The organism is Streptomyces sp. NPDC029836 (assembly GCF_055574495.1).
The window spans coordinates 187,858-205,143 of the sequence record NZ_JBVHZI010000002.1 but is presented as its reverse complement, the minus strand read 5'-3'; the positions used below and the strand labels follow the sequence as shown (position 1 = coordinate 205,143).

Below are 17,286 nucleotides of genomic sequence, written 5' to 3'. Positions count from 1 at the left end.
CGCCCAGCCCGGCACGGCCCTCCGCCCGGTCCCGGTCCTCCGCCCGGGCCCGGCCCCCGCCCAGCCCGGCACGGCCCTCCGCCCGGTCCCGGTCCTCCGCCCGGGCCCGGCCGCGCCCAGCCCGGCACGGCCCCGGCCCCGCCCCGCCCGGCCCGGCGCCACCCCGATCCCGTCCGGCCAAGGCGCACCCCCCAACCCGAACACCCGGCCGACGACGGCCCGGTGGACAAACCCCGGCGGTTACCCCATTCGGGTCTCATCGTTGTATCCGGCGGAGACCACGCTGTCCCCGCCCAGCAGCCCGAAGGACCCCCGATGACCGAGCCGCCCCGCACCCCGCCGCCCCCACCGCCACCCCTCGCCGGCGGCCCCGGCGGAGCCGACGCCCTGCGGCCCCTCCTCGACACCGTCCTCGACGCCCTCCGCACCGGAACCCACGAACGCGGCGGCCCCCTCCCCGCCGGCGGCCCCGCCACCGTCACCGCACGCGTCCGCACCGCACTCGGCGACGTACTCCCCACCCACGGCACCGGCGCCCACGAAGCCCTCCGCACCCTCGTCCACGCCCTCGCCGCCGGCGCCGCCGACCCCGCCCACCCCCTGTGCGCAGCCCACCTGCACTGCCCACCCCTCGCCGTCGCCACCGCCGCCGACCTCGCCGCGAGCGCCCTCAACCCCTCCCTCGACTCCTGGGACCAGGCCCCCGCCGCCTCCACCATCGAAGCCGAACTCACCCGCACCCTCGCCGCCGAGTTCTACGACACCCCCCACCCCGACGCCCTCCTCACCACCGGCGGCACCGAAGCCAACCAACTCGCCCTCCTCCTCGCCCGCGAACGCCACGGCCCCCACCTCACCGTCCTCCACGGCGCCAACGCCCACCACTCCGTACCCCGCGCCGCCTGGCTCCTCGGCCTACCCCCCACCACCACCCTCCCCACCCCCACCGGCACCCTCCACCCCGCCTACCTAGCCGAAGCCCTCGCCCGCACCACCGGACCCGTACTCGTCACCGCCACCGCCGGCACCACCGACGCCGGACTCATCGACCCCCTCCACGCGATCGCCGACCTCTGCGCACACCACCGCGCCGACCTCCACATCGACGCCGCCTACGGAGGACCCCTCGCCCTCAGCCCCCCACACCGCCACACCGTCGACGGACTCGCCCGCGCCCGCACCCTCACCGTCGACCTCCACAAACTCGGCTGGCAACCCGTCGCCGCCGGACTCCTCGTCGTCCCCGACCACACCCACCTCACCCCCCTCGCCCACCAAGCCGACTACCTCAACGCCACCGACGACACCGAAGCCGGCCTCCCCGACCTCCTCGGCCGCTCCCTGCGCACCACCCGCCGCCCCGACGCCTTCAAAATCGCCGTCACCCTCCGCGCACTCGGCCGCGACGGCCTCACCGACCTCATCGACCGCACCACCACCGCAGCCCACCACCTCGCCGGACTCCTCGACGCACACCCCCGCTTCGAACTCCACGCACCCCCCACCCTCACCACCGTCCTCTTCCGGCCCACCCCCACGGACGACGACCACCTCGCAACCCTGCGCCGCACCCTCCTCCACAACGGCACCGCCGTCCTCGGCCGCGCCACCGCCAACGGCCGACTGTGGCTCAAAGCCACCCTCCTCAACCCCCACACCACGGCACAGGACCTGGACACCCTCGTCACCCTCCTGGAAGGCAGGACCCACCGATGACCGCCCCACTCGAAGCCCCCCACGACCTCGTCGGAATCGGAATCGGCCCCTTCAACCTCTCCCTGGCCGCCCTCGCCCACGGCCTCCCCCAACAAGGCATCGGCCCCCTCGCCACCGCCTTCTACGACCAACGCCGCGACTTCCGCTGGCACCCCGGACTCCTCATCGACGGAGCCACCCTCCAAGTCCCCTTCCTCGCCGACCTCGTCACCCTCGCCGACCCCACCAGCCCCTGGACATTCCTCAACTACCTCAAGCAAAAGGAACGTCTCTTCCCCTTCTACTTCGCCGAGCAGTTCCACATCCAACGCGCCGAATACGACGCCTACTGCCGCTGGGTCGCCGGCCGCCTCCCCGGACTCCACTTCGGCCACCAGGTCGACGCCGTCCGCTGGAACCCCGAACGCGACCTCTTCGAAGTCGACTGGACCCAGATCGACCCCACCGGCGAAGCCGAAGCCCTCGGCCGCACCTGGACCCGCAACCTCGCCCTCGGCATCGGCACCGCACCCCACATCCCCGACACCCTGCGCCCCCTCGCCGAAGCCCCCACCGTCCCCGTCATCCACTCCGCCGAATACCTCGACAACCGCCAACGCATCCTCGGCGCCCCCCACGTCACCGTCATCGGCGCGGGCCAATCCGGAGCCGAAGTCTTCCTCGACCTGCTCCGCAGCCGCCCCACCGGCCGCGAAGGCCTCACCTGGCTCGCCCGCACCCCCTCATTCGCCCCCATGGAGTACTCCAAACTCGGCCTCGAACACTTCACCCCCGACTACACCCGCTACTTCCACTCCCTCCCCGAACCCGTCCGCGACCAACTCGTCCCCGCCCAATGGCAACTCCACAAGGGCATCGACGCCGCCACCATCGCCGCCATCCACGACGAGCTCTACCGCCGAACCCTCGACGGCGGCTGGCCCGACGCCGTCCTCACCCCCGGCGTCCACGTCCGCACCGCCGGCCGCGTCGCCACCACCAAAGTCGAACTCCACCTCGAACACACCCAGCAGGGCACCCGCTCCCGCCTCACCACCGACGCCGTCGTCCTCGCCACCGGCTACCGCGAACGACCCCTCACCCGCATCCTCGCCGGACTCGACCCCTACCTCCGCAAGGACTCCTCCGGCCGCCCCCGCATCGACGACCGCCACCGCATGGTCCTCGACCCCTCCGTCACCGGCAGCGTCTTCGTCCAGAACGGAGAACGCCACACCCACGGCGTCGGCGCCCCCGACCTCGGCCTCGCCGCCTGGCGCAGCGCCGGCATCCTCAACACCCTCACCGACAAGGAGCCCTACCCCCAGCCCCGCCGCACCGCCTTCACCACCTTCGGCCTCGAACAACGGGAACACACCCGCCCCCACCCCGCAGGCGAGCTGCTCCCGCTCGTCGAACACCCCTGACGGCCCCGCCGGACGACCGGCACCCGGGCTCGAACACCCGGGACCAGCCGACCGACACCCGACACCCGGCGCCGGCACACCGGCGCCCGGGACCGGAACGCCCGGGACCGGAACGCCCGGGACCGGAACGCCCGGGACCAGAACCCCCGGAACTAGAACACCGGCACCCCCGCCCGCGTCAACCGCCAATCCACCGAAGCGAACCCCGCCGGATCCACCGTCCCCTTCGCCTTCACCCACTGGACGATCGTGTTACGGATCTCGTCCGAATCCGCCCACAACTGCCTGGCCTGCGGAACGTGCGGGAAGTTACCCCCGCCCGAGGCCCGGTAGTTGTTCACCGCCAACACGAACCGACCCGCCGGATCCACTGCCTTCCCCGCGAACGACAACCCCACGATCCGCGACCCCACCGGCTGCGCCACATCGATCTCGTACGCCAACCCGTACACCGCGTCGTAGTTGTAGTCCGGAATCCCCTCCGCGTTCGTCAACGCCGCCGGATCCACCGGCGCACCCGGCGCCGTCCGCACGTAATACCGCGCCGAATACTCCAGGTAGTCCTTCAACTGCGCACCCGTCAGCAGCCGTGCCTCCAACGTGTTCTCGAACGGGTACAACCCCGCCGCGTCCCGGATCGTCACCCGACCCGCCGGTATCGACGCCGTCCGCGAGAAACACGACGCCTGCGACACCACCGGCAGCGCCGCCCACTCGGTACCCGCCAGCGCCGCCCGCACCGTCTCCGCCTGCACGTGGTTGATCAGATCGATCACCGGCACGTCCTTCACCGGCCCCTCCGCCGTCGACATCGCCTGCGTCGACGTACCGATCACCTGGTTGACGTACGCCACCACCTTGCGGTGCTCGTCCGACAACAGCCGCGTGATCTTCCGGTCCTCCTCCACGGCATTGGAGTTCAACACCTGCGCCGCGACCTTCGTCACCGACCAGCAGCCCCGCTCCCACACCAACTCGAAGTCGAACAACGTCAACCGCTGCCCCCACTTCAACGGCTCCGACAACACCACGTCCTTGCCCGTAGCCCGGTTCTTCACCCGGTACTCCGCAATCTCCGTGTGCGCGTGCCCCACCAGGATCGCGTCGATCCCCGGCACCTGTTCCGCCACCAGCGCCGCCGCGTTCTCCACGTGCGGCAACTGATCCCCGTAACTCGACGTACCGCTCGACCCGGAGTGCGCCGACACGATCACCACGTCCGCACCCATCGACCGCAGCCGCGGCACGTACTTCGCCGCCTGCTCCTCCAACCCCGGGAACGTCATCTTGCCCTGCACGTGCGCCTTGTCCCAGATCGCGATCCCCGGGTTCGTCAACCCCAACACCGCCACCTTCACGTCCCGCCCGAACGGCGTCCGCAACCGGTGCATGCTGTACGGCGCGAACGCCGGCCGCAATGTCTTCGCGTCCAGCGCGTTCGCCCCCAACAACGGGAAATCGCACTGCTCCTCGAACTTGCGCAACACCGGGATCCCGTAATTGAACTCGTGGTTCCCGAGCGCCGCCGCGTCGTAACCGATCGCGTTCATCGCCTGCGCCATCGGATGCACCGGCCCGCGCCGCGCCGTGATCGGATCCACCTTCGCGTAGTAGTACGAAAGCTGCGTTCCCTGGATCGTGTCACCCGCGTCGATCAACAGCGTGTTCCGCCGACCCTTGCGCGCCCGCACCTGATCCACCAACGTCGAGATCTTCGCCAGACCCACATCGTTGTGCGCCTTGTCGTCGAACTCCTTGTCCGTGAAGTAGTCCCAGTTGAAGACGTTGCCGTGCAGATCCGTCGTCCCCATCACCGTGAACGCGTACGTCCGCGGCCCCCGGCCCCTCGCGCCCTCCTGCTCCTGCTCCTGCGCGGCGGCGGCCGGGGTGCTCGTGGCCCCCACCAACGCCACGGCCGCACCCGTCGCGGCCGAAGCCCCCATGAACTTCCTACGGTCGAACGTCATGCCAACTCCCTCGTGAGGCCCTGAACAACGCGCGTAGATTCTGACCCACGAGTAACAAGCCGCAACACCCCCACCAGGTTTCGATCCGATGACCACACCACCCACCCACCACGGTGCGACAGTGGAAAACATGACCCAGGAGATCGCACACCAGCCCTACGGAACCCCCGACGTACCCCGCGTCGCCGTCCGCGGCGAATCCCACCTCGAAGTCGACCCCGAAATCGCCCGCATCACCATCACCGTCAGCGCCCGCGGCACCGACCGCCGCACCGCACTCGAAGACCTCACCCGCCGCAACAACACCGTCCTCGAACTCCTCAAGAGCTACGGCGAACCCGTCGAAAAACTCGAAACCGGAGCCTTCTCCATCACCCCCGAACTCACCCGCCACGGCCGCGCCGAACGCGTCCGCGCCTACCACGGCCGCGTCAACATCACCGCCGAACTCAACGACTTCACCACCCTCGGCGAACTCACCACCCGCCTCGCCGACCTCGAACTCACCCGCGTCGACGGCCCCTGGTGGGCCCTGCGCCCCACCTCACCCGCCCACGGCGAAGCCCGCCGCCAAGCCGTCCTCGAAGCCGTCCAACGCGCCCGCGAATACGCCCACGCCCTCGGCGCCGAACTCGCCGCCCTCATCGAACTCGCCGACACCGAAGCCGAGAACGAAACCCCCTTCGCCCCCGGCGGCACCATGATGCGCGGCATGGCCTTCGCCGGCGCCACCGAGGACGACACCACCCCGCCCCTCGACCTCGAACCCCAGCGCCAAACCGTCCACGCACAGGTGAACGCCCGCTTCACCATGACCCCGCCCCAACTCTGACCACCCGGCCGAACGGCCACCAGAAATCGGACAAGGAAGCGCCACGGGGGTGCTCCGATGAGCACCCCCATGCACATTCAACAATTGTCAACAAGCTTTCGCCCAAAGGTTGTTGAGCAGACACCCACAACCAATTTCCTACTCCCTGGTAGGGGCATACGCTCGACCCATGCGTCGAGCAAAAATCGTCTGTACCCTGGGCCCCGCCACCGACTCGTACCACCAGATCAAAGCCCTGGTCGAAGCCGGAATGGACATCGCCCGCTTCAACCTCAGCCACGGCACCTACGCCGAACACGAGGAGCGCTACCACCACGTACGCAAAGCCGCCGACGAAACCGGCCGCAGCGTCGGAATCCTCGCCGACCTTCAAGGCCCGAAGATCCGACTCGGCCGCTTCCACGAAGGACCCGTACTCCTTGAACGCGGCGACGAGTTCACCATCACCGTCGAAGACCACCCCGGCGACCGCCACACCTGCGGCACCACCTACAAAGGACTCGCCACCGACGTCACCACCGGCGAACGCATCCTCGTCGACGACGGCCGCGTCACCCTCGAAGTAACCGCCGTCGACGGACCCCGCGTCCACACCCGCGTCATCGAAGGCGGCATGGTCTCCGACCACAAGGGACTCAACCTCCCCGGAGTCGCCGTCTCCGTCCCCGCCCTCAGCGACAAGGACATCGAAGACCTCCGCTGGGCCCTGCGCACCGGCGCCGACATCATCGCCCTGTCCTTCGTCCGCAGCGGCCACGACATCCAAGACGTCCACCGCGTCATGGACGAAGAAGACCGCCGCCTCCCCGTCATCGCCAAAGTCGAAAAACCCCAAGCCGTCGACAACATCGACGACATCGTCGCCGCCTTCGACGGCATCATGGTCGCCCGCGGCGACCTCGGCGTCGAAATGCCCCTCGAACACGTCCCCATCGTCCAGAAGCGCGCCGTCAAACTCGCCAAACGCAACGCCAAACCCGTCATCGTCGCCACCCAAATGCTCGACTCGATGATCGACAACTCCCGACCCACCCGCGCCGAAGCCTCCGACGTCGCCAACGCCGTCATCGACGGCACCGACGCCGTCATGCTCTCCGGCGAAACCAGCGTCGGCAAACACCCCATCGAAACCGTCCGCACCATGGCACGCATCATCGAAGCCGCCGAAGAAGACATCCTCGCCAAGGGCCTCCCACCCCTCACCGAACGCAACAAACCCCGCACCCAAGGCGGAGCCGTCGCCCGAGCAGCCGCCGAAATGGGCGACTTCCTCGGCGCCAAATTCCTCGTCGCCTTCACCCAGAGCGGCGACACCGTCCGCCGACTCTCCCGCTACCGCTCACCCATCCCCCTCCTCGCCTTCACCCCCGACGAAGCAACCCGCTCCCAACTCAACCTCACCTGGGGCGTCGAAACCTTCCTCGGCCCCCACGTCGACTCCACCGACGCCATGGTCGCCCAAGTCGAAGAACAACTCCTGCGCATCGGCCGCTGCGTACCCGGCGACATCGTCGTCATCACCGCCGGCTCACCCCCCGGCGTCAGCGGCAAGACCAACCTCGTACGCATCCACCACATCGGCGACGCCGTACGCTGACCCACCCCGTCCCTCCACCCCTTGCCGGCGCACCCGCACCACCCCCCAGCGGCCCACCCGGCAAGCCGGAGGGACCCGCGGCCACCCCCACCCGCCGCACAGCGCGAGTACGGTGACGAGATGGCCCGCACCGTCACGTACCTGGAGATGACCGACCCCGGCGAACTACAACCGGGTCGCCCCGTACCCACCCTGGAACTCCGCCGCGAAACAGGCCTCACCGCCCTCGCCCGCACCCTCCAGGCCCGCGTCGGAGCCGCACACGGATGGCGCAGCTCCACCCGCACCGACCAACAATGGGACGAACTCGCCCGCACCCACCCCCACCGCCAGTACTGGCTGATCACCCTCGCCGACGAACCGATCGGCATCACCGCACTCGAACCCCACCCCGGGGGCGAGGTGGAGATCCGCACCTTCGGACTCCTCCCCGAACACACCGGCCGAGGACTCGGCGGCCACGCCCTGACCCTCACCCTCCGACAGGCATGGGCCACCACCCCGATCCAATCCCCGACCGTTCACCGGATCCGGCTCCACACCAACTCCGACGACCACCCCAGCGCCCTCCACAACTACCGACGCCGAGGCCTACGCATCCACCACACCGCAACCGAGGACTAGCCCCCCACCCCACCTACCAACCGAACCGCCGGTCCACCACCCGCGCGAACTCCTCGAACGACAACACCGCGTCCCCGTTCTGATCCGCCTCGTCGAACAACGCCGACGACGCGTTCGCATCACCCACAGCCCAGAACGGCAGATCCCCCCGCGCCGCCAACGTCGGCCCCTGCGACCGCAACGCGCTGATCACCTCCACCCGGGTCAGCTCCCCGTCGTGGTTCAAATCCAACGCCTCGAACAGCTTGCGAGCCTTCTCGCTCATCACGGAGTCCCCTTCTCACGGTGCCGAATCCCTCACGCACCCTACGCGCGGCCCCCCGCACCGGGGCCGGGGGTCAGTGCTTCGCCCCGACGTGGGCGTCCATGAGCGCGACAGACGCCTTGCGCGCGACGGACACGTTGAAGGGGTCACCGCCCCGAGCCAGGACGGTCCACTCGACACCGACCTTGGTAAGGGTGTCGGTGCACAGCTTCCGGATGTCGTCCGACTTGTTGGTGAAGAAGTACCGGGGGTACTCGTACCGCTTGGTGACCCCACCGACGGTGCGGGTGGTCCAGTTCATGACCCGGCAGCCGTCGGAGTGGATCAACCCCCGGACGAACTCCCACGGATGCGCGTCCACGATCTCCTGCTGCCACGCTTCGAGCACGATCCGCCGCTCGTGCTTCTTCCCCGGCCCGTGCTGCGGGAACAGGCACGTCCAGTGCCGCGTGAACGACTTGACCTCGACGCATCCCTGACGCTGTCGACGGGCGACTCTAGGAAGCGGCATGACGAGGCGGATGGCCCTTTCAGCATCGTCGATGAGACCGGGCCATGCCGCGTCGCAGAACACGGACAGGTGGTGCTGCTTGCGCTTCGAGATGATGTGCCCGTCGCCGAGGTAGAGGCCGAGGAGGTAGGCGTATGCAGGCTGATCGACCGGCCGGTGTTCGCACCTCGGGCAATCGGTGGGTACGACGTACCTTTCGCCACGCGCCTGTCGGTCCTGGTGTCGCCACCAGCCGACCGTTCCTCTGGGTATGCCAAGGCGTTCGGCTACCGTGCGGTTGGTGACACCCCGGCGAAGCAGTAGGACGGCTTCCTCGCGAATCGAAGGATTGTGCTCCATGGCCGGGAGCATCGTCGCGGTTCGTCCGGTTGGCCGGGATTCGAAGGTCTGTTCACCGCAATGAGTGAAGATCGCAAAAAACGCTTGGAGACCTTGGAAACGAAGGAGAGTGCCCCGAGTCGGATTCGAACCGACGCTGAATGGGTTTTGAATCCATTGCCTCTGCCGCTGGGCTACCGGGGCCCCTTCGAAACGAAGGATACATAAGACCCTCCGTGTCACAAACATACAGGAGCTCGGTAGGCTCGGGGGAGCTGTTATGCCCGCAAAGAGGAGCCCCCCGTGACCGCCGAGCACGAGTCGACGCCCACGCCCGACGCCGACCAGTCGCACGTTCCGCCGCTGACGACGCGCGTCGTCATCGCCGAGGACGAGGCGCTCATCCGTCTCGACCTGAAGGAAATGCTGGAGGAGGAGGGCTACTCCGTCGTCGGTGAGGCCGGGGACGGCCAGAAGGCCGTCGAGCTGGCCCGCGAGCACCGGCCGGACCTCGTCATCCTGGACGTGAAGATGCCCGTCCTGGACGGCATCTCCGCCGCCGAGCAGATCGCGGCGGAGTCCATCGCCCCGGTGCTCATGCTGACCGCGTTCTCGCAGCGCGACCTGGTCGAGCGGGCCCGTGACGCCGGTGCCATGGCGTACCTCGTGAAGCCGTTCAGCAAGAGCGACGTGGTGCCGGCCATCGAGATGGCCGTGTCCCGGTTCGCGGAGCTTAAGGCGTTGGAGAAGGAGGTCGCCGACCTCTCGCTGCGTCTGGAGACCCGCAAGCTGGTGGACCGGGCCAAGAGCATCCTGCAGACCCAGTACGGGTTGTCCGAGCCGGCGGCCTTCCGGTGGATCCAGAAGACCTCCATGGACCGTCGCATGTCCATGCAGCAGGTCGCGGAGGCGGTCATCGAGGACGCCGAGGAGAAGAAGCAGCAGCAGAACGCGGCCAAGTAGGCGATCGGTCCGGATAGGCCGTGAGGCCCGTCTCCCCCGGGGGGAGACGGGCCTCACGGCGTTGGTGCGGGTACGGGTGCGGTCAGTCCTCGCCGAGGTACGCCTTGCGGACGTCCTCGTTGTGCAGGAGCTCCTGGCCGGTGCCCGAGAGCACGATCTTGCCGATCTCCATCACGTGTGCCTGGTCGGCCAGCGAGAGGGCCGCCTGGGCGTTCTGCTCGACCAGCAGGATGGTGGTCCCGGTGGCCTTGAGTTCGGCGATGGTGGCCATGATCTTCTGCATCATGAGCGGGGACAGGCCCATGGAGGGCTCGTCCAGCATGAGCAGCTTGGGCTGGCACATGAGGGCGCGTCCCATGGCGAGCATCTGTTGTTCGCCGCCCGAGAGGGTGCCGGCGGCCTGCTTGCGGCGCTCTCCCAGGATGGGGAAGAGGTCGTAGGCGCGCTGGATGTCCTTCTCGATGCCCTCTTTGTCGGTGCGCAGGAAGGCGCCGAGTTGGAGGTTTTCGGTGATCGTCAGCCGGGGGAAGATGTGGCGTCCCTCGGGGGAGTGGGCCAGCTTCATGGCGACGATCTTGTGGGCGGGGACGTTGGCCAGGGGTTGGCCGTCGAAGACGATGCTGCCGCTGGTGGGTTTGAGGAGCCCGGAGAGGGTGCGGAGGGTGGTGGTCTTGCCGGCGCCGTTGGTGCCGACGAGGCAGACGATTTCGCCCTGGTTGACTTCGAAGGAGATTCCCTTGACGGCTTCGATCTTGCCGTAGGCGACCTTGAGGTCCTGGACCTTGAGGAGCGGGGTCACTTGGTCTCTCCTTCCGTGCTGGTGGTGCTGGTGGTGCCGGTGGTGCCGTCCGTGTCCGTGTCCGTGTCCGCGGTCGGGGCCGGGGTGGTGTCGGCGTCCGAGTCCGCTGCGGGAGCCGTGGGGGTTGCCACGGTTTCGGGGGCCTGCGGGGTCTCCGCCGGGGCGGGGGTCGCGGTGACGGTCTTCGCCGGGGTCTCGACCTCGGTGGTCGGGGTGGCGGTGGGTGCCGGGGTGGCCGTGGCTGCTTCGGCGTGGGCTTCGGCGGCCTGGACCTCGGCGGCCTGGACCTCGGCGTCCTCCTCGGCGCCGGGGGCGCCTTCGAAGGGGGTGCCGAGGTAGGCGGCGATGACGCGCTCGTCTCCCTGGACTTCGGCCGCGGTGCCCTCGATGAGCTTCTCGCCCTGGACGAGGCAGGCGACGCGGTCGCAGAGGTTGAAGATGAAGCGCATGTCGTGCTCGATGACGAGGACGGCGATGCCCATGTCGCGGATGGCGAAGATGAGTTCTTCGGCGGCGCGGGTTTCCTGCGGGTTCATGCCGGCGGTGGGCTCGTCGAGCAGGATGAGGCCCGGGTCGCTGGCGAGGGCGCGGGCGATTTCGAGCTTGCGCTGTTCGCCGTACGGGAGGTTCTTCGCGAGGTGTTGGGCCTTGTGCTGGAGGCCGATGAACTCCAGGAGTTCCATGGCCCGCACTTCGCTCGCGGCTTCGGCCTTCTTGAAGCCGGGGCCGCGCAGGAGGGCGGACCAGAGGCCTTCCTTGGTGCGGGTGTGGCGTCCGACGAGGACGTTTTCCAGCACGGTCATGTTGTGGAAGAGCCGGATGTTCTGGAAGGTGCGGGCGACGCCTGCTGCGGTGACCTTGTGGGGTGTGGGCGGCAGGACGGTGCCCTTGTAGCTGACGGTTCCCTCGGTGGGGACGTACAGCCCGGTGAGGCAGTTGAAGAAGGTGGTCTTGCCGGCGCCGTTGGGGCCGATGAGGCCGACGATCTCGCCCGCGTTGACCTTGAGGTCGACGCCCTTGACGGCGGTGAGGCCGCCGAAGCGCATGGTGACGCCGCTGGCTTCGAGGACGGTGGCCTTGGTGGTGGTGTCGGTGGTGGCGGTGGTCGTCATGGCTTATGCACCCGCCTTGGCGGTGGCGAGGTCCGTGGGGGCCTGGCCAGCGGTGTCGTCGTGGTACTCGAGCTGCGCGCGCTTGTTGGCGATGAGGCCTTCGGGGCGGAAGCGCATGAGCAGGATGAGGGCGATGCCGAACGCGAGGAGCTGGTAGTCCTGGAGGAAGGCCAGTTTCGCGGGGATGAGGAAGAGCAGTGCGGCGCCGAGGATGGGGCCGCGGATGGTGCCCATTCCGCCGAGGATGACGGCGGCGAGGAGGAACGCGGAGTTCGGCGGGACGGGTCCGGCGAAGACGTAGTTCTCGGGGACGACGGTGCTGTTGACGTGTGCCTGGACGGTGCCTGCGAGGCCGGCGAGGGTGGCGCCGAGGGCGAAGGCGATGAGCTTGACCTTGAAGCCGTTGATGCCCATGGCTTCGGCGGCGGTCTCGTCCTCGCGGATGGCGACCCAGGCGCGGCCGATGCGGCTGTTGCCGGCGCGGGCGAAGACCACGATGACGAGGGCCATGACGAGCAGCATCAGGAAGTAGTAGTTGGCGTAGGCGCCGAGGATGATGCCGCCGACGTCGTGGGATTCCCCGAAGTTCCACCCGAGGATTTCGAGGTGGGGGATGTTGGGGATGCCGTTCGGTCCGTTGGTGATGTCCGGGCCGGAGGTGCCGTCGAGGTTGCCCATGGCGATGCGGAAGATTTCTCCGAAGCCGAGGGTGACGATGGCGAGGTAGTCGCCGCGCAGGCGGAGGGTGGGTGCTCCGATGACCACGCCGAAGATGAGGGAGGCGAGGGCGCCGACGATGACCGCTGCCCAGAAGGGGAGGTGGATGCCGAAGGCGGAGGCGGTGCTGCCGGAGACCAGGGCGGCGGCGTAGGCGCCGACGCCGAGGAAGGCGACGTATCCGAGGTCGAGGAGGCCTGCGAGGCCGACGACGACGTTGAGGCCGAGGGCGACGGTCGCGAAGATCAGGATGTTGACCGCGATGAGGGTGTAGGTGTCGCCGCTCTGCTGGATGAACGGGAAGGTGATCGCCGCTGCGGCGGTGGCGATCAGGGTGACCTGGCGGTTGTTCGCGGTGAGGGTGCCGAGCCGGTCGAAGAGGCCCGACTTGAGCAGGGCGGTGGCCGCGAAGCCGACGATGATCAGGTAGGTGACGAAGAGCTGGGGCTCCTTGTCGTCGGTGTCGATGCCGAAGGTGACGACGAAGAGGCCGACGGCGAAGGCTGCCGCGATGATGACGATCTCGGCCCAGGAGGGCAGCTTCTTCGCGGGGGCGGCCTTGTGGCTGTCATCGGGGAGCTTGTACGCGGCGAGTGCCGGGATGAGCGAGCCGACGAGGGCGACGTAGGCGCCGGGTTCCAGGTGGGCGAAGCCGCCGAGGACCCAGGCGATGGCGAGGACGGTGAACCAGGTGCCGGCGAGGGTGCCGAGCGCGAGGATCCACACGGGCTTGCGGGTGCCGGTGGGGGTGAGCCAGCGGAAGCCCTTGACGCCGAGGCCGGAGAGGGCGTGGGCGAGGGTGAGGAGGGCGCCGGCGACGCTCAGGAACTGGATGGGTGCCGGGCTGCCGTAGTAGGTGAGGTCGCCGGGGAAGTCGGCGGTCCAGGTCCAGGCGAGGAAGGCGCTGACGACGGTGAGGAGGCTTCCGCCGATGACCGCGTAGAGCAGTGCGGTGGGTCGGGGGCCCTGCTTGACCGTGTCGGTCGCGGGGGTGGTGTTGGTGGTCATGGTTCTCACGCCCGATCCGCGACGCGCTCGCCGAGCAGGCCTTGTGGCCGCACGAGGAGGACGACGATGAGGAGTACGAACGCCCAGACGTTGGACCAGGCTCCACCGCCGAGCTGCTGCATGCCGGGGATTTCTTCGATGTAGGCGATCGAGAGGGCTTCGGCGAGGCCGAGGACGACGCCGCCGACCATGGCTCCGTAGATGTTTCCGATGCCGCCGAGGACGGCTGCGGTGAACGCCTTGAGGCCGAGGATGAAGCCCATTTCGAAGTTGATCTGGCCCTTGTCGAGGCCGTAGGCGACGGCGGCGACGGCGGCGAACGCGGCACCGATGGCGAAGGCCATGACGATGATGCGGTCGGTGTTGATGCCCATCAGCTTGGCGGTGTCGGGGTCCTGCGCGGTGGCCTGCATGGCGCGGCCGCTGCGGCTCTTCGAGACGAAGACGCCGAGGGCGAGCATGCAGAGGGGGGCGAGGATGAGGACGAACGCGTCGGCGCGCTGGATGGAGAGGCTGTCGGTGAGCTTGAAGGCTTCGCCCTTGAACTCGGGGAAGCTGACTGCCTTCTTGGCGTCCGGGTAGAACTGCCAGACGAGCTGTTGCAGCGCGATCGAGAGGCCGATTGCGGTGATGAGGGGTGCGAGCCGGGGTGCGCTGCGCAGGGGACGGTATGCGAAGCGTTCGGCTCCCATGGCGACGAGGACGGAGACGAGGGAGCCTCCGATGATCATGACGGGTATCGCGATCAGCAGGGAGGTGCCGGTCGGGAGGATGGCGTAGGCGGTGAGGGCGCCGAAGCCGCCGATCATGAAGATTTCGCCGTGGGCGAAGTTGATGAGCTGGACGATGCCGTAGACCATGGTGTACCCGATGGCGATGAGGCCATAGAGGGCACCGAGGGCCAGGCCGTTGGCCAGCTGTTGCGGCAGTTCGTGCACCGCAGGGCCTCCGATGAGCGTGTCGGATAAGACTCCGCGCGAGGGCGCTGTTTGCGCCCTCGCGCGGTGGGTGTGGTTCAGGTGGTGCGGGTGGTGCGGGGTGGGGCTAGGGGCTTACTGGTTGAACGTGTCGCTCTTGACGTCGACCCACTTGCCGCCCTCGACCTTGTAGACCGTGAGCTGCTTGTTGGTGGTGTCGCCGTTCTCGTCGAAGGCGACCTTGCCGGTTACACCCTCGAAGGAGACCTTGCCGAGGGCCTCGACGACCTTGGCGCGGGCGTCGGTCGGGAGCTTGCCGCCGTTGGCGGCGACGACGGCCTTGACGGCCTGGACGACGGACCAGCCGGCGTCGTAGGAGTAGCCGCCGTAGGCCGCGTAGGGGTCCTTGTAGCCGGCTGCCTGGTAGTCGGCGATGAAGGTCTTGGCGGTGGGGAGCTTCTCGACCGGGTAGCCGATGGAGGTGGAGAGGTCGCCCTCGTTGGCCTCACCGGAGGCGGAGATGAAGGCGGGGTCCTGGATGCCGTCGCCGCCCATGGTGGGGATCTGGGCGCCGGTCTTCTTGATCTGGTCGGCGAGGAGGCCGCCCTCGGGGTACTGGCCGCCGAAGTAGACGGAGTCGGCGCCGGAGGACTTGACCTTGTCGGCGGTGGAGGAGAAGTCGGTCTCCTTCACGGTGACGTGGTCGGTGCCGACGACCTCGCCGCCGAGCTTCTTGAACTCGTCGGAGAAGATCGCGGCGAGGCCGGCGCCGTAGGTCTGCTTGTCGTCGACGACGAAGACCTTCTTCTTGCCGGCGTCCTTGAAGAGGTACTGGGCGGCGAACTTGCCCTGGACCACGTCGGTGGCGGCGGTGCGGAAGTAGGTCTTGAAGGGGCGCTTGTACTCGCCCTTGCCCCAGTTGTCGCCCTGGCTGAGCGCGGGGTTGGTGTTGGCGGGGGAGACCTGGGCCAGGTTGGCGGAGGCGAAGACGCCCTGCATCTGCTGGGCGACGCCCGAGTTCAGGGGGCCGACGACGCCGAGGACGTCCTTGTTGCCGACGAGCTTGGTGGCGTTCGCCTGGCCGGAGGCGGGGACGGCCTGGTCGTCGAGGGCCTCGACCTTGAACTCGATGCCGGGGACCTCGTTGTTCTTGTTGGCCGTCTTGGCCGCGAGGTCGACCGAGTTCTTGATGCCCTGGCCGAGCGCCGAGAGGGAGCCGGTGAGGGGGGCGTCCACGCCGATGACGACGACGGTCTTCTTGCCGTCGGCGTTGTTGTCGGTGGAGCCTCCGTCGCGCGATCCGCAAGCGGTGAGGGTCAGTGCTCCCGTGGTGATCACGGTGGTGAGGACGAGCAAAGAACGGTGTCGCACGATTCTTCCTTTCCCTGGCGCGGCGCCCTCTTGTAGAGGTGCCGTGAGGTCGCGGGGCCGCACTGGGAGGTACACGGCCGTGCTGATTCGCGCCCGGCGGCGCGGTGACTGGCCGTGACTCTAGGCCCGAGGTGGCGAGCACGGGGAGCCGGGAAAGGAGGATGTGACGCTCTTGTTATGCCAAGGGCAAGAATGCGTGGTGGGAGTGTGGACAGATCGGGCGTTAAGCAACGCCTGAGAATGACCACATGCTGAGAAATACCTGTCGGCCTAAGGGGCTTGAGGCCTCCATGCTCCTGTCTCTGATCAATTTCGGTCGATTGTGGCAGGGAGTGTCCGAAAGAATCCGGGGGGTCGCTTTGCTTGGGGGGAAAAGGGGGATTCCGTATGGCGTGGGTAATACGCAGCGTGACGAACCGGCGTGATCCACTTCGGCGCCATTGATCTTGGTCCGCACCGCGGGAAGGCCCCGCGAAGCCTGCGACCTGCGGTTCGCTCGTACGGGGGCACGTGCCCGGAAGCCGGACAGCGCGCGCGGATTCCGGTGACCCGCGTCACGCCGGGGGTTTCCGCTCCTCGGAGCTGCCCGTGGCCCCGTCCCGTTCGGCGCAGCGCTGCGCCACGAGTCGGTCGATCAGCTCAAGTGCCTTGTCCCGCCCGGCTGTTCGTTCCTCGGAGCGGCCTGCGGCGACGGCTTCCTCGTGGATCTCGTACTGCTGGTTGGACAGGCCCTTCTGTTCCCAGTCCAGACCGGACCACTTGCTGCCCTTGAGGGTCTCCTTCGCCCAGTAGGACACCAGGCTGACGCAGACCTGTGCGGGCGTGGAGGGGTCGGGTCCGGGTGTGGTGGCCGTGGCCGTCGGTGGTGCGGAGGGCGGGGTGGAGCCGGCGCATCCGGTCAGGGCGAGCGCCGTCAGCAGGGCCGCGGTGCCGTACCGGATCGCGGCGCACGGCTGGGTCCCCATGGGGGGACGGTAGGCGGTCACCATCGGTGACACAACAGCCGTGGTCCTCCGCCGCGCGGAGTGGCGGATTCCGGGCGGTTGGCGGGCCCCGCGGGTCCGGAACCTCGCGCGGGCGGGTGCGCGGCGCCCGGTGGGGCGCGGCGGGTCGGGCGCCGCCCCGGGTGCGGGAACGGGCCCGGAGTCGCCGGGTGGGGCGGT

Annotated in this window: 15 protein-coding genes and 1 tRNA gene; 6 read left to right on the top strand and 10 right to left on the bottom strand. The window is 68.7% G+C overall.

The annotated features are described in order from the left end of the window. Window positions 1-315: 315 nt before the first annotated feature. Window positions 316-1,716, top strand: a complete 1,401-nt coding sequence (locus ACZ4XJ_RS06690) for a pyridoxal phosphate-dependent decarboxylase family protein (protein ID WP_468495538.1) — start codon at window positions 316-318, stop codon at window positions 1,714-1,716. After that, entirely contained in the window at window positions 1,713-3,122 is a 1,410-nt protein-coding gene (locus ACZ4XJ_RS06685; RefSeq protein WP_468495537.1) for a lysine N(6)-hydroxylase/L-ornithine N(5)-oxygenase family protein, read from the top strand. The genes ACZ4XJ_RS06690 and ACZ4XJ_RS06685 overlap by 4 nt, the downstream gene beginning before the upstream one ends. Window positions 3,123-3,274: 152 nt before the next feature. Here the strand turns inward: ACZ4XJ_RS06685 and ACZ4XJ_RS06680 are convergent, their stop codons facing one another. Further along, window positions 3,275-5,089 (bottom strand): bifunctional metallophosphatase/5'-nucleotidase, encoded by a 1,815-nt coding sequence (locus tag ACZ4XJ_RS06680; RefSeq protein ID WP_468495924.1) that lies wholly within the window; start codon window positions 5,087-5,089, stop codon window positions 3,275-3,277. Between the two features lie 130 nt (window positions 5,090-5,219). Here ACZ4XJ_RS06680 and ACZ4XJ_RS06675 point away from each other — a divergent pair, with 130 nt between their 5' ends. The 3 genes from ACZ4XJ_RS06675 (at window position 5,220) to ACZ4XJ_RS06665 (ending at window position 8,142) form a co-directional block, all read left to right on the top strand. Further along, a complete protein-coding gene (locus ACZ4XJ_RS06675) occupies window positions 5,220-5,921 on the top strand; it encodes an SIMPL domain-containing protein (RefSeq protein ID WP_468495536.1) in 702 nt (233 codons plus the stop codon). Between the two features lie 169 nt (window positions 5,922-6,090). Then, window positions 6,091-7,518, top strand: a complete 1,428-nt coding sequence (pyk, locus tag ACZ4XJ_RS06670; protein WP_362878779.1) for a pyruvate kinase — start codon at window positions 6,091-6,093, stop codon at window positions 7,516-7,518. A 120-nt stretch (window positions 7,519-7,638) separates the two neighbouring features. Continuing rightward, window positions 7,639-8,142: a GNAT family N-acetyltransferase gene (locus tag ACZ4XJ_RS06665; RefSeq protein WP_468495535.1), complete on the top strand. Its 504-nt coding sequence runs from the start codon at window positions 7,639-7,641 to the stop codon at window positions 8,140-8,142. A 13-nt stretch (window positions 8,143-8,155) separates the two neighbouring features. Here the strand turns inward: ACZ4XJ_RS06665 and ACZ4XJ_RS06660 are convergent, their stop codons facing one another. The 3 genes from ACZ4XJ_RS06660 to ACZ4XJ_RS06650 all read right to left on the bottom strand — a co-directional run bounded on the left by ACZ4XJ_RS06660 (window position 8,156) and on the right by ACZ4XJ_RS06650 (window position 9,440). Beyond that, window positions 8,156-8,407, bottom strand: coding sequence for an EF-hand domain-containing protein (locus ACZ4XJ_RS06660; protein WP_362878775.1), 252 nt, complete (start codon window positions 8,405-8,407; stop codon window positions 8,156-8,158). A 73-nt stretch (window positions 8,408-8,480) separates the two neighbouring features. Next, the gene (locus ACZ4XJ_RS06655; protein WP_468495534.1) at window positions 8,481-9,269 is read right to left on the bottom strand and encodes a helix-turn-helix domain-containing protein; all 789 of its coding nucleotides are present in this window, start codon (window positions 9,267-9,269) and stop codon (window positions 8,481-8,483) included. Between the two features lie 98 nt (window positions 9,270-9,367). Next, window positions 9,368-9,440, bottom strand: a tRNA-Leu gene (locus ACZ4XJ_RS06650). A gap of 99 nt (window positions 9,441-9,539) precedes the next feature. On the opposite strand from ACZ4XJ_RS06650, the gene ACZ4XJ_RS06645 reads away from it, so the two are divergent. After that, the gene (locus ACZ4XJ_RS06645; RefSeq protein ID WP_468495533.1) at window positions 9,540-10,199 is read left to right on the top strand and encodes an ANTAR domain-containing response regulator; all 660 of its coding nucleotides are present in this window, start codon (window positions 9,540-9,542) and stop codon (window positions 10,197-10,199) included. An 82-nt stretch (window positions 10,200-10,281) separates the two neighbouring features. On the opposite strand, the gene ACZ4XJ_RS06640 is transcribed toward ACZ4XJ_RS06645, so the two are convergent. The 6 genes from ACZ4XJ_RS06640 to ACZ4XJ_RS06615 form a co-directional block, all read right to left on the bottom strand. Beyond that, window positions 10,282-10,998: an ABC transporter ATP-binding protein gene (locus ACZ4XJ_RS06640; RefSeq protein ID WP_362878770.1), complete on the bottom strand. Its 717-nt coding sequence runs from the start codon at window positions 10,996-10,998 to the stop codon at window positions 10,282-10,284. Beyond that, the gene (locus ACZ4XJ_RS06635; protein WP_468495532.1) at window positions 10,995-12,110 is read right to left on the bottom strand and encodes an ABC transporter ATP-binding protein; all 1,116 of its coding nucleotides are present in this window, start codon (window positions 12,108-12,110) and stop codon (window positions 10,995-10,997) included. Before ACZ4XJ_RS06635 ends, ACZ4XJ_RS06640 begins: the two co-directional genes overlap by 4 nt. Window positions 12,111-12,113: 3 nt before the next feature. After that, a complete protein-coding gene (locus ACZ4XJ_RS06630) occupies window positions 12,114-13,835 on the bottom strand; it encodes a branched-chain amino acid ABC transporter permease (RefSeq protein WP_468495923.1) in 1,722 nt (573 codons plus the stop codon). Between the two features lie 5 nt (window positions 13,836-13,840). Further along, complete coding sequence (locus ACZ4XJ_RS06625) at window positions 13,841-14,773, bottom strand: branched-chain amino acid ABC transporter permease (protein ID WP_362878767.1); 933 nt, start codon at window positions 14,771-14,773, stop codon at window positions 13,841-13,843. Between the two features lie 114 nt (window positions 14,774-14,887). Continuing rightward, on the bottom strand, window positions 14,888-16,123 hold the full coding sequence (locus tag ACZ4XJ_RS06620) for a branched-chain amino acid ABC transporter substrate-binding protein (RefSeq protein WP_362878765.1): 1,236 nt from the start codon (window positions 16,121-16,123) through the stop codon (window positions 14,888-14,890). 554 nt (window positions 16,124-16,677) lie between these two features. Further along, window positions 16,678-17,088: a hypothetical protein gene (locus ACZ4XJ_RS06615; protein ID WP_362878763.1), complete on the bottom strand. Its 411-nt coding sequence runs from the start codon at window positions 17,086-17,088 to the stop codon at window positions 16,678-16,680. Window positions 17,089-17,286 lie beyond the last annotated feature (198 nt).